9 protein-coding genes and 2 pseudogenes are annotated in these 13,235 nt (G+C 40.3%); 2 read left to right on the top strand and 9 right to left on the bottom strand.

Features of this window, described 5'->3' with window-relative positions; all coding sequences use genetic code 11:
* Nucleotides 1–107: 107 nt before the first annotated feature.
* Nucleotides 108–803 (bottom strand): PD-(D/E)XK nuclease family protein, encoded by a 696-nt coding sequence (locus HGR01_RS23205; protein ID WP_045873208.1) that lies wholly within the window; start codon nucleotides 801–803, stop codon nucleotides 108–110.
* A gap of 117 nt (nucleotides 804–920) precedes the next feature.
* A complete protein-coding gene (dndC, locus tag HGR01_RS23200; RefSeq protein ID WP_045873207.1) occupies nucleotides 921–2,588 on the bottom strand; it encodes a DNA phosphorothioation system sulfurtransferase DndC in 1,668 nt (555 codons plus the stop codon).
* A 162-nt stretch (nucleotides 2,589–2,750) separates the two neighbouring features.
* Between dndC and HGR01_RS23195 the strand changes: the two are divergent.
* A pseudogene (locus HGR01_RS23195) lies at nucleotides 2,751–4,049 on the top strand (DGQHR domain-containing protein); the annotation flags it as partial.
* On the opposite strand, the gene HGR01_RS23190 reads toward HGR01_RS23195, so the two are convergent.
* Entirely contained in the window at nucleotides 4,049–5,359 is a 1,311-nt protein-coding gene (locus HGR01_RS23190; RefSeq protein ID WP_096621593.1) for an IS701 family transposase, read from the bottom strand. The pseudogene HGR01_RS23195 and the gene HGR01_RS23190 overlap by 1 nt on opposite strands.
* A gap of 65 nt (nucleotides 5,360–5,424) precedes the next feature.
* On the opposite strand from HGR01_RS23190, the pseudogene HGR01_RS23185 reads away from it, so the two are divergent.
* Nucleotides 5,425–5,742: pseudogene (locus HGR01_RS23185) on the top strand (hypothetical protein); the annotation flags it as partial.
* A gap of 34 nt (nucleotides 5,743–5,776) precedes the next feature.
* Here HGR01_RS23185 and HGR01_RS23180 read toward each other — a convergent pair.
* From HGR01_RS23180 to HGR01_RS23155, 6 genes are all read right to left on the bottom strand, one after another.
* Entirely contained in the window at nucleotides 5,777–6,250 is a 474-nt protein-coding gene (locus HGR01_RS23180; RefSeq protein WP_045873205.1) for a DNA phosphorothioation-associated protein 4, read from the bottom strand.
* 131 nt (nucleotides 6,251–6,381) lie between these two features.
* The gene (locus tag HGR01_RS23175) at nucleotides 6,382–6,924 is read right to left on the bottom strand and encodes a Uma2 family endonuclease (RefSeq protein ID WP_045873204.1); all 543 of its coding nucleotides are present in this window, start codon (nucleotides 6,922–6,924) and stop codon (nucleotides 6,382–6,384) included.
* A 111-nt stretch (nucleotides 6,925–7,035) separates the two neighbouring features.
* The gene (locus tag HGR01_RS23170; RefSeq protein ID WP_045873203.1) at nucleotides 7,036–8,925 is read right to left on the bottom strand and encodes a DUF3370 family protein; all 1,890 of its coding nucleotides are present in this window, start codon (nucleotides 8,923–8,925) and stop codon (nucleotides 7,036–7,038) included.
* Nucleotides 8,926–9,066: 141 nt separating this feature from the next.
* Nucleotides 9,067–11,139, bottom strand: coding sequence for an AAA family ATPase (locus tag HGR01_RS23165; protein WP_096621751.1), 2,073 nt, complete (start codon nucleotides 11,137–11,139; stop codon nucleotides 9,067–9,069).
* A complete protein-coding gene (locus HGR01_RS23160) occupies nucleotides 11,136–11,309 on the bottom strand; it encodes a hypothetical protein (protein WP_167727186.1) in 174 nt (57 codons plus the stop codon). Before HGR01_RS23160 ends, HGR01_RS23165 begins: the two co-directional genes overlap by 4 nt.
* Before the next feature lie 368 nt (nucleotides 11,310–11,677).
* A complete protein-coding gene (locus tag HGR01_RS23155; RefSeq protein WP_045873201.1) occupies nucleotides 11,678–13,159 on the bottom strand; it encodes a DNA phosphorothioation system restriction enzyme in 1,482 nt (493 codons plus the stop codon).
* Nucleotides 13,160–13,235: the final 76 nt, after the last annotated feature.

Raw genomic sequence — 13,235 nt, 5'->3', positions numbered from 1 at the left:
TGTTGTCGCGTAGCGCAACGCACCCTTCGGGTTCAGCAGTCGCCTGCGGAGGGAAACCCTCCCGCAGCGCTGCTTCACCATAAATCAATAAGGTTCAGTGTTTCTTATCAAGAAGACCAATATTTTTGACGCTGCCAATATTCACTAACTCTAGCTTCCCACTGCTGCCAATAAGATTTAATTGTATCTGATTCCAACCAAAAAACCTCAGCCACCATCTCAGGAATCGCCACAACCAAAAGCGCATGATTTATCTCAATCCCAAAATCACCATAATATTTATTAGCTGCTCCTATATATGCTGCCAATTGCAGAGGATACTCATATAAACGCTCAATTGACCCTTTAGGTTTATCAGCAGTTTTCCACTCACAAACACAAGGTATTCCTTGATAGCTAGCAATACAATCTACCTTGCCAGAATACTTTAAATCGTAGTGAAAAACTGAACCTTCCACGAGTCTAATTGTGTTGATTTTTTCTAAAACAGGCTTGATACTTTCCCAATAAGGAAGACTAGCTTCCGAACAAACAGGATTTTCCCCCAGTAGATAGCGTTCAATTTGCTTGTGTGTTTTCGTTCCCCGGCGACTAGCAGCCGTAGTAATGCGGCTTGCTTCTTCTGTACCCACACGCGCTTTCCAGTTTAGTAATCTATCACGATCTGCTTGAGGTTTTGTAGCATTAAGTATTGTCGTGACGCTAGGTAAACGATTTCCTTGAGCATCTACATAATATTGCTTACCAGATTCTCGCAAAGATTTGGCATCAATTTTTGGTAGCAGTTGAATATCAAATGGCATTAGCTGCTATTGGGGGAATAGGTAATAGGTAATTGGTAAGGATTTTTATGCTGGTACAGTATGGCGTAAATCAATTGCTGTATTAATTTTGAATTCCGCTAGTCGTAATAGTTATGTTCATTTAGAATTTCTTTTAGATTTTTTTTCCTTATTCTGAAATTTCATGTCTCCCCAAGTTTTTGATTTGTCAGAAGATAACTCACTGGTTACTTCTGCTTTTTCTGTAGTTACTTCTACTGGTTCAGATGGAACTGCAAAATCTCCTAAAGTTAGCTGCTTAACCTTTTCCACATTGCCCTGATCAACAGCTTGTTTTAAATCACGAGTTAAACGAGCGTATTCAACTGCATCTTTCTGGGAACGTGAACTTGTCTTAAAACATTTCTCTAAACTATCGTATATCCCCACACGCCGCGCCATCTTGCGAAACTGACGCTCTGTGTCTAACAATTTCGCCATCAGTTCTAAGTGCATAGCATCATCTGCACAGATTTCTTCTAATACCGCCCATTCATCGCTACCCAGTAAACTATTATCAGCCCCAGGACGGGGATCGTGGAAGACTTCACCAGTTACTTCATGATAAATGCGGGGTAAACTATCATCGAATTCGTGTTTTTCTTCTAACCAAATGCGCCTAATTTCACTCATTTCTTCAAGAGTAATTAAGGTAATATCACGCATATTTTCTGGTGCTGTGCGACGAATTTGAGTTTGCGCTGCTAATAATTTTCTTAGCCAATACTCACGCCAATATTTAGTATATGGGCCAGGTATTGGTTCTACAGAAATTTCCCCATCTTTATTACGCTCAAATAATTGCACTTCCCCCCAGATGCGGCGGAAGTCTCTTTTCTCGCGATCGTCTTTAATATCTAATTCATTGCGAATATCTAATAAAGGCTGCATCCATTCTTTTTCTTCATCATTTTGGATCATCGCCTCCATTGATTTATCTTTATTAACTAATGTGCAAACCCAGCAACCAAAGCGAGAATCACCACAACTAGGTGTAGAAGTATCAACAACTAGGGGGCATTCATTATCTGCTGTTGCCCCTCGATACATGCTAAATAATTCTTTATTGCTGTTTCCCCAAGGATTGTCATATTGATTGAGATAAATCCAGACATCATTATTACTCCAGTCTTCAATCGGCGTATAAATCAGAGAGTTAGGTAAACTAGCATTGGGGCTGAGGCGATCGCGTACTCTCCCCATTTGATGCTTTTCCATTGTCGCCGCACGTTTTGCGCTTTCAGCTTTGCGAGTACCCAAAACTAGGATAGTTTCGCCGTTTGCACGCACCATCTCACGGATGAAGTGGTTGGCTGGATTAATTTTCAATCTTTGGGTACACCAACGGAATTGATTACGCGGTGCTGGGTAACCTTTACCAATCAGGTTTACCCAAAATGTGTCTTGAACAACTGGTTGCAGCAAATGCGGTTCTACGGGCATTCCTTGTGCTTGTGCTGCAGACTTTAGCTGTTGTAAACATTTGCGTACCCAAGCAGAGACGATAGGATTTTCTACCTGAGTATCTGTAGTAATTACATGGATTTGCTTATTTCGTTTTTCTTGGGGAAGAAGAGCGATCGCATTCCAGACTAACTGTAGCGTTGCACTTGAATCTTTTCCCCAGGAGACTCCTAGCACCCAAGGTATTTGATCTGAGCAATATAAATCTTGGATTTCTTTGGTAAGATTCTCTATGTCTTCTACTAAATCTGCAACGGTACGTGGTTGCTGGCTTTTATTTTCTGGCTGTTGTGCTGTAGCCATAGCTCCTTTCCTATCTAGACATGGGTTTCAGTCACCCCTGTTATCTGTACTGCAAGAGCAACCCTAGTATTGTAAAGCGTAAAGTTTTTAAAAACTTTTATATATTAACTGAATTTTATAGAAAATTAGTTGATAGCAAATTCTGCAATTTTTAAAAATAACATGCAAGACAGTAAATCTGACCTCACTGCTGACATCGCTAGAGAATATCAAGAACGGGAAACCAAGGATAAACAGGTACTGGCTTTACTTTTGGAAAAATTCTTGGAGAAGAAGGATCAGATTCTCGTTCAAAAAACCGAAATGGGGGGAACGGAAGCTTATGTTGGTTCTGTCAGCTTGGAATGGTTCGCAGGTAGGGTTCACTTCGCTTCTGGGTTACCACTGTTTCAAAATAAGTACAATTCCGACACAGATAACATCGAAATTGACGCAGATAGCATTGATGAAATACAGCAACGTCCCTTAGATTGGTCGCGTCAAGCACCTTTGGTACAGTATTTATCAGCAAGAAAAAATCATAAGTTTCCCCCAGTCTTAGCAGTAATTAATCAATCTTGGGTGGATAATCCCAAAGCTGCTGAATGGAACAGAGAAGGACAAGCAACTAAATCGACTACCGATTTTATCCCTCTAGATAAAGACGGTAAAGTAGGTTTACTGAATATTTCCGAAGATAATGTCACTATTTATGCATTAGATGGTCAACATCGATTAATGGGTGTACAGGGTTTAATGGAATTAATTAAAACGGGGAAACTTCAGCGTTATAAAAAAGATAAAACTGCTGACGATAGTTTCATTAAAATAGATGATTTAGTTAAGCAATATCAGGTAGACCCTGCTTATTTACAAAGCTTACCTAAAGAAAAAATCGGGATTGAATTTATTTGTGCAGTTGCGCCTGGGGAAACTCGCACCCAAGCAAGGCGAAGGGTGAGATCGATTTTTGTCCATGTTAACCTCATGGCTGCACCTTTAACTAAAGGTCAGTTAGTACAATTAAATGAAGATGATGGTTTTGCAATTGTCGCCCGAAAAATTGCCACAAATCATCCGCTTTTAGCACAGCAGTCAGATCGTAAACCTCGTGTTAATTGGAATAGTGCAACAGTTGCAGCAAATTCCACAGTTTTAACAACTTTGCAAGCTATTCAAGATATGTCAGAGAGATATTTAGGGCAAAAATTTCCTCATTGGAAACCTTTAGAAAAAGGTTTAATTCCTATGCGCCCAGAAGATAATGAAATTGAAGAGGGAATTGATGAATTTAGAAAACTATTTGATTCTTTAGCGAGCCTTCCCAGTTATAAAATTCTCGAACATGAAGATACGCCGCAATTACGACGTTTCAGCTTTGAAAAGGATGGGGGTGAAGGAAATATGCTTTTCCGCCCTATTGCTCAAGTAGCATTAGCTCAAGCTCTGGGAATCTTGGTTTTTAACCCTCTTTTGTCACTCTAGGCAGAGGAAAAGTAGAAATCAGGGTGAATCAGGGATATAAAAATTGAACTGGTGAGGCTATAAATAATAGATTGAAGTTTAAAAAAACCCAAAGCTAATTGAGGAATAGGAAAAACCGTTAACCAGGGATATATCAGATTAAATAAAGTAAAAGGTTGAATAATCAAACGAAGATTGTTAAGAATGTTCTTCCAGCCATTTCCATTATCCCACCAAGGATGTGAAACAAATTTTGACTCTCGTTGTGATGGAGACTGAAACAGTTGCTCCGAATGCAGACTAACCATTAAATAAGCACTGCAAATAATTTCCCACCATCGCTCAATATCTGGGTAGTGAGTCAGGCGAAAATCTGACCAACCTAATTCATTCTTACTTTGTTTTAACCCGTACTCGACCCAAGTTCTTAAACCGTAAAAATTTCCAACTTCTCTTGGCGTAATGTCTGGATATTTACTCATCACATACCAAGTAGTGTTATCAGGCAAATTTTCTGGATCTGTAGTAATTTGCCAATATCTAAGTTCTCCACGTTTTCCCGGAATAATTTCTCTAATAAATCGATTTTCCCGACTCAAGTCAGAGAATACCCTTTGAAACTTCTGCCACTTTAAATATTGAATATGTTGTCGTGGAAGTATTTCTACATAATGATTTGACCGAATCGCTACTATATAGTTCAAGTTTAGTTCATCTAATACAGATATGAAATTCTTACCACTCTCTCCATATAAGCTATCTGCAAGTACTAAGTTGAATTTAAAACCCATTGATTGTAGCTTTTTTATCAGTATTGCTGCTATTTCTGGTTTAGTGCGGTACTTATCTCCTGCCTGTAATCTTTCCCTGGGTTTATACACTTCAAACAGTAATGGAAATGTCATCCCACAGAAAACACCATATACTGTCACTGCCACAATTCCATTATCTGTTTTTCCCAAATTTCCTATATACTGCCGTTTCACATAATCTGTCTTGCTCCCTTTCTTTTTATCCCCTGTCTCATCAATAATTAAAATGATTGGTCTACCTTTTAGCACTTGTAAAATTAACTCTAACCTTAAGGTTCTTAACTTTTCTATATCCCAAGGTGATGTAGTTAGAAAATGATGCAACCCTTGCTGGTTATCTAATCCTACGATTTTTGCTATTTCTGGCAATGTTTTACGTTTTAGATCAGAAATGCAGCCTACATGGAGATATTTAAAAGCCTCGAAACTCCTAACATCTGGAAACAGACTTTTATACCACTGGCAATATTCGTCCACAAATTTGACTGTTGGTGCGGCTGGACGGGGCTGTACCATGCTCTGTGTCTTGGTTCTAGCATTTTTACCTTATTATACTACTGCCAGAGTGACAAAACAGGGTTAAAAAAGGGTTTTCTCTGGCAGATATTTTTAAGAAATTACGCAAATTTGATCAGCAAGGAGGCTTTAGTGGTATGGAGTATCCACAATCTCTTTGGTATGGCGTTTTATACGATCCCAATAAAAAGCGCGTACAAGTTGCTGGGCGAGATTTAGCAGCGAAGCTACTAATTTACATCTTAGGTGGAATTAAGGATCACATGGAATCTGCTGAACTTCGTAAGGCGCTAGCTGATGCTAGAACTATCGAAAACCAAACTATCGGCTTTGATGGTAAGTTCGTTGAACCTCAAGCAGTAGGACTGCCACCAATTTTATAAGAATTAGCATTAAAACAGTGTTAGAAATTAAAAATCAAGAGAGGAATTTGCTTAAATCAAATTCTTCTTCTTGTTCCTGTTTATTGATGCGTTCATAACTGAGAAATAATAAAATGCGCTCAGAATAATCTACAGCGCCACGCAATTCATTTTGTAAAATTTCTAGTCCACCATTAGCATACTCTTCAAAAATATGATTGCGTTGAGTTTCATATTCTTCTTCATAAGCAGATAAAATATTAATGTCCTGAGTTTCAGCAATCCCTAGTAATTTAATCACCACATCATTTCCCACCGAAGCAAAAGATTCTAGCCGAATTGGTGAAGGTTCTCTTTTAGAAATCTCCCCCAAGGCAACACGCTTTTTATGCTTTACACCCAAAGCGGCTGCAAACACAATTACATCAGCAAAAGTTTGAAAAGGCCCTGTTTCCCCGTCGGAGGATGTTAAAGCTTTGACTAACTCAGCTTTATCTTTTGCAACCCTGATTCTACCAGTTTCAGCCATTGATTTGCATATCTACAATTGTGGCAATTTTAACCGAAACCAAATAGCCATTGCACTACTTCATGTCTACATCTAAGCGATCGCTCTTTCTCTTCTCTGTTTCCTCTGCGTCTGGAGTGGTTCAAAAAACCCTACGTAGGAAATTGCACGTTCTCATACAGCAAAGATATGGAAAAGTGGAAATCGACGCTGGTTAAATGCACTTCATCTCCCTCTTCATAAGGATGTAACTCCCAAATTCCTCTATCATTTAAGCGAAAACAATCTAAACCAATTTTTTCAGCATCAATAAGGACATATTCTCGCAAAGTCTCAATCCGGCGATACCGCGTAAATTTAGCACCTCTATCATAACCCTCCGTACTTGGGGAAAGAACTTCCACAATTAAACAAGGATACTGAAGAAATTGAATCGCTTGTTTATCCCGTTCATCGCAACTCACCACAACATCGGGATAATGAAAAGGCCCATTTTCTGAAATAGCTACTTTTGCATCCGCTATATTTACACGACACCCACTTCCCCGCAGGTGGCTTTTTAACGCTGAAGCCAAGTTTAAAGCAATGTCATTATGAGGAAGAGTAACCCCAGTCATGGCGAAAACTTCACCATCAATGTATTCGTATTTAATTTCTTGACGTACTTCCCATTCCAGATATTCTTGAGGAGACATATACTTGCAACTTAGCTCCCTCTCAAAAGCCACCTTTTTTAACTCTACCTAAAAACCTTCGCGTCTTTGCGCCTACCCTGCGGGAACGACTTCGTCGAATGCGTGAGATATTTACCTCTCCGTCCTCACCGTTACCACCTGCGGCGGCGTAGAATCGGGTGGATACAAAAAATCTATCTGTACTTGTCGCTTCTCTCCCGCTAACATTTTCAACGTCGCCAAAGGTTCACCCATTTGTCCCCGACGTTGTACTAAATGTACATAGCGCGTCTTTTCCTCGCCATTATCATCGGTGTAACGCACCCTCACAGTACCGCGAAAAAATATCTGTTCCACCCTTGGCTTTAAAAATAGTAGTCTATCGGTTCCCCCTTCATCTTTTAAAGGTGTATGCATTGATACGGTAACTATCTGGCTTTGATTACTACTATTACGTAACGGTAAAGTCAGATTGTACTCTACACCATAGTTACTGTGAGCAAAATATGCTGTATCAGGATAGCGTTTTAGCATTGGCGCACTCTGTATTTGTCCTGTGCTAAGAGTGATTAAATGCACAGTGCCTAAAGGATAAGCAAAAGCTTTTCCGGGTTGGGGTATCGTTAACTCGGACACATTAGCATTATCTGTCAGATTAGCTTGCCATTGCGTCCCTTGAGAGACACCAGCAACGCGGCTAAATACCGTAGGTTCTCTAGGCGGATCGAGAGGGGTGGGAATGGGGTCGCGTTTTCCTGCTAAACTGCCTGTATCTAACAGCCTTTGCCATTCAGCGACAGTGGGAGGCGTAGGGCTATTTTTGGCTAAGTTTGCCAGATAAATTGGGCGATCGCTCGCTAATCGCATCATTGTTGTGCGACCATTAGAAGAGGGAGCTTGTACAGGTATGGGTAAATTCGCTAATATTTGGGTTTTTCCTGGTTCAATCACCAGCTTTTCGGGAAAATTACTCTGTCGAATTCCCCGTAGTACATCATTCATTGTCCTGCTACCAGGGCCAGCGTAAACTGTACTTTGGGAATTATCTACCATATCTGGTAAAGCAATAAACGGTGCTTCAGTAGAAAGGTAGCTGGCGGCGTGTAATACTTGCAGTGTGACAGGTTGATTCCCTGGATTGTGGACAATAATTCCTTGGTAAACAGTGCGGTTTTGGGCTGGTGTTTCCGCCCTGACGATATGATGGGCAAATACATCAAATCTCCCCGAGAAGGGATAATTAAGGTGTGCTTCTGGAGCTTGTTTGCTATCTGGGGGGAAGGTAGAAAGTAAAATTCCTTCAGTAGTGACTAATTCTGGACTATTACTATTAAACGTAGGGATAGTATCGAGTTTTCCGGGTAAAGGGCGGACTTCTTGCGGTTGTATTTCCACACCAGCAATATATTGTGGGGGTACGGTGTAGATATTTAACGCCCGACACATCAAAGCTGCAACTTCTCCTCTGGTGGCGCTTTGCTGGGGTTTTAGCTGTTTAACTTGGGGATAGTTGACGACAATACTGTTGATTGTAGCGGATGCGATCGCACTTTGGGCATAGTTAGGAATTTGTGCTGCATCCTCAAAATATTGTTGTAATGTCTGGGCTGGGTTAGATACAGGACTATAATTTTTACCCCCAGCCACAACACCGATAATTTGGGCGCGGGGAATTGCTTGGTTAGGTTGAAAAATTCCCCCAGGATAACCAGAGAAAAAGCCTTTTTGGTAAGCAGTAGTAATTGCTTTGTTTGCCCAATAATTCGCAGGTACATCTTTAAATGTAGTCGCACTGCGTTTGATTGGTGCATCGGGGAAAGCATTCAACATTAAGACTGCGGCTTCAGCGCGTGTAACTGTTGCTTCTGGGCGAAAGCTGCCATCCGGATAGCCTGTAATTAATTTTCTTGCTCCTAGTTCTTGAATGCAATTATTAGCCCAATGTTTTTGTGTATCAGAAAAGGCGAGAGTGATGGAGTTGGGTAAAGTGAAAAGCGAGGCGAGTATTAATGGTAGAAGCATTAATAGTAGTTAGTATAAACTTAGGCTATTAAAGCATACAAGGATAACGAACCCCTGAAGCACAGAGAAGTAGAGATAAAAATCTTGATATTCTCTCTTTTACCTCTTTCCTTAGCGTACTTTGCGGTTTGTTTCTCTTCATCACCAATCTCGCTTCACCTCTACAACCTCTGTATACTCAAATTCATTAGGACTTTGCCTTACCAAAGGATATCTTTCCCCACCCAATTCAATATAATCTTGTTCGCAATCTGGCTTAGAAGAAAAGTAAGTCAGCACATATTCCCTGCCAATTCTATCTGCCATTTCCTCTTCCACTTCACCCCGCCATTGAGTTTTCGTCACCAACACAATTAACTGATTTGCTAACTTGGGAATTGTTTGAGCAATATGTCTTCTAGAAATTTCATCTAAACTACCAAAAGGTGAATCCATGACAATGGGGAAGGTGCTGCTTTCTGGTAACATCAGCATTTTCCGCTTTTCGCTCCATTCCCGGACTCTATCAATAATACTGGCGATAAAAGATAAACTGAGAATTTGATTTTCGCCAGTGGAAGCTGCAACTGGTGCTTCTATTCCGGCGGTATTTTCTACTAGCGTCAGTTCATATTTATCGCTAATTTTGGGAATATAAGGAGTGAAAGATATTTCTGCGAATATTTCCTGGACTCGCTTTTCTAATTGCAGACGAAATTGCTTTTCTTGACGGTTTCTTACTTCTGTTAACCGTTCAATTGCATCTTGGGTAGCCTTAATTCGTCGCTGTGCTAATGCTTGACGTTCTTCGTTTAGCTTTTGCTTGGCGATTTGTTTACCGAAAGCTTCGATTTCGGTGGTGAAGTGGGCAATTTGTTGTTGGTTAGCGCCTTGTTCTCGGTTTAACTCATCTATTTTATTTTCGATTCCGTCTAAGCGTTTCTGCAAACTACTAATCTCTTCGTTAGCATCTTTACGCAATCTGTCTTGAATGTTATCTAATTCGCTTTCAATTTGCGAGATATTTTGTCTTAATTGATTAATTCTCCCTTGTTCTCTGTCAACTTCTTCCCAAAATGCGGTTGCTTGCTTATCAATTTCATCAACTTGGGCGCTCATCCGAAAAGCCATTTCTTCCACAGCAGAAGAACCCGCTTGATTTAACCAGAGAGTCACATTTGTATGGGGATGGCTACCAACATTTAAATCTGTACCACAAATACAACGTTGCGAATTAAGTAACTCGTTGATAAACTCCCGCGAAATTCCCGCCGTTAATTCACCGCGCTGCTTCCAATCATACATAGTCTGCCTAAACTGGGCGGTAGTTTCAGCTAGGAGAACTATATAACCTCGTGCGGAAATAATTTTTTTCAGGGCTTCACGGGTTTTCTTATATTCTTCTTTATATGCTTGGTTCTGCGCTTCTAAATTTTGACAGCGTTCCTGTAGTTCCTTCGCCGCACTCAGTTCCCGTAAGCGGTTACTCGTTTCTTTTTTTAAAGTTTGTTGATATTCTAACTCTTGTTGGATTTCTGTTTGCTTATTACTAATAGTCTCAATTTCCCGTTCTATTTTTTCTTGCTGGCGCAAAAGCTGTTTGATTTCCGAATCGCCAATCGCTTTTAAATCATTCTCTAAACTTTTTTTCGCTTCACTCAAATGTTTAATTGAACGGTTAATTACCTCTACCCCCAAAAATATTTTCGTCGCTTCGGCGATTTCTGCTTTTTTATCAGAACGGACGATTTCTTCAATTCTTTCACCATCAAAGAAAAAATATTGATGCAAACTCGCAGGTAAAATTTGATTGATGATATCTTCTGGTTGCTGGGGTGGGAAATACCATTTACCATCATCGCCACCTACCCACATGGTTAATTGAGTTTTCCCAGCTTCAAAATCACTCTCGTTTTTATAAACCCGACTGGAACGTTTTACACGGTAGCGCTTACCTTCATGTTCCCAACCAATTTCTACCCAACATTCAATAGCTTGCTTTGGTTTAGCTTCGGCGATCGCTCTTTTATTAACTAGCTGTTCTACCGATGCAAATGCTGCGCTAAACTTCTCATATAATACCCAGGTGAAGGCATTGAGTAAACTGGTTTTTCCAGAGCCATTATTGCCATGAATAATCGTAGTGTTGAGAACATCTCCCCCGGAAAGTACTATCTCTGGTGTTGTACTATAAAAGGAGCGAAAATTGCACAGCTTAATTGAAGTCAGCTTCATCGCACCTCTTCTTTGATAATCACCAAAATTTCATCGTTAATGTGGCTGTTAATTCTCTTATCTAGTCTGCCTTTTTCCAGCTTCCATACCCGCTCAATAATCTGCCGTACTTCCGGCGGGGCGCTGGTAATTGGCTCCTGCACATCATCGATATTTTGCTCTGGTGACATTGCGGATGGTAGATAATTGTTTTTTTATTTTACCTGTATCTTCGAGTGCGATCGCATCTTCTGCTCTACCCTTTGTCTTATCTTTAATTTTTCACAAATTGGCGGTGTAAATAAGAAAATTTTTAGTATAAAGGGCTTTATTTAAAAGTGCTTTGCTGATATACTGGGAGTATATAATATAATGGAATATTTGTAGCTTTAAAAATTTTGTTAACATCCCATTATAAAGAAGATAATTTGATTATCCCATACCTCTGAACCTCATTCTTCACTATTACCAAAATTTTTACAAAAAGCAATAAAAAACTGCAGATAAACGCCGATGAACACAGATAAATAATCAGCGTTTATCTGCGTCCATCGGCGGTTCATATATCTAATAAACCATACCGTTTTTGTAAAGCAAGTAACTTCATTCTCGCTTCGCCGGCGTTGTCAGCTAAATCGGCAAACTCTACAAAGCGCCGCAATTCTTTTTTTAACAAATTTCGTTCTACTTCTATAGCTTCCCTTTCTAAATCTGGCGGCAGAACAATCATGTCGTAAATAATGGCGCGTTCTTTGCCGGGATGGGGACGTAAAACGCGCCCGCGCCGTTGGATAAACTGCCGAGGATTACCAGAACTTGATAAAATTACGGCAGTTTGAATTGCAGGAATATCGACACCCTCATCTAAACAGCGAATGGCGACTAAACCTTGCAATTCTCCGCTTTCAAATTGACGGCGTAAAACTTCTCTTTCTGGTAAGGAAGTTTGAGCAGTATAAGTACTAACTTTGTACCCCAATTCTACGCCGAGAATTTTGGCAACGGCTTTCAGTTGACGCAAAGATGAACGTTGTCCAGCCTCTTGCGAACCATCACTGCAATAAAATAGGGTATGAGTAGTATCTTTGCGAGTTGCCATTAATTCCCGCAAAGCCGTTAACTTGTTTTCTGCTGCACCAATTAATCTGGCGCGTTGCATTAACAATGGTTTTAAATCTTCGTTATCTTCAAAATCCCCGACTGTGCCATTTTCTCTTTCCCGATATAGTAATGAACGCCCAATTCTGCGAGTTAATTTTAAATAGGCAATACTTTCGGCTTCTGTTAATTCTACCAAAATCGGGTAATACAGATAATGTACCAAAGCACCTTGAGCGATCGCATCTCTCAAGGTAAACTCTGGTTGCAGCACAGGGCCGAAATAATCAAACAAAGATTGGGTACCATCATCATCAAAGTACCTTTCGGGGGTGGCAGACAATGCCAGCCTTAGTCCAATGCGACGTGGTAGACTTTCCTCTAACTTTGGTGCGCCTAAATTATGGGCTTCATCGCCAATAATTAAAGTTCTATCGGGGAAATATTTCACCTGTGACTGAAAACCATCGCCAATTAAAGTGGAGTTGGTAGTAATCACCGTGACAAATCTTTGGGAACCAGAACGCAGATTATAGATTTGGGTAGAGAGTTGACTTTGCCAATTGCGGACATCAAGGAATGCTAAAATCGGCTGCAAGTTAAATTTTTCGCATTCTCGTGCCCATTGGGTGACAAGATGACGATAGGGACAAACCACCACCAAAACTTGTAAATTAATCTGCTGATATAATTCACAAGTGATCGCCAATGCCGTGATAGTCTTACCACTACCAGTAGCCATTTTCAGCGTACCTCTGCCATTATTAGCAAACCAGCTTGTCATAGCTTGGCGCTGATATTGCCGCAATTGTAAAGATTGCGGCATTTTTGGGCATCCTGGTAATGATTTTTGAGTTTGATAACTGCCCTGATTTTCCCTTAACAATGGCAATCGTAAGCGAAAACCGGGCAGTTGCTGCACTCTATTTAGCGTCAGGTACATAATTTGTCATTTGTCATTTGTCATTTGTCATTGGGAATTAGACATTGGTAATTGGTAATTTCTCCCCTTGTCCCCC

Origin of the sequence: Tolypothrix sp. PCC 7712, from assembly GCF_025860405.1 — a bacterium.
GTDB lineage: Bacteria > Cyanobacteriota > Cyanobacteriia > Cyanobacteriales > Nostocaceae > Aulosira > Aulosira diplosiphon.
Note: the sequence above shows the minus strand (reverse complement) of the source record. Positions and strands in the feature narration are given on the sequence as shown.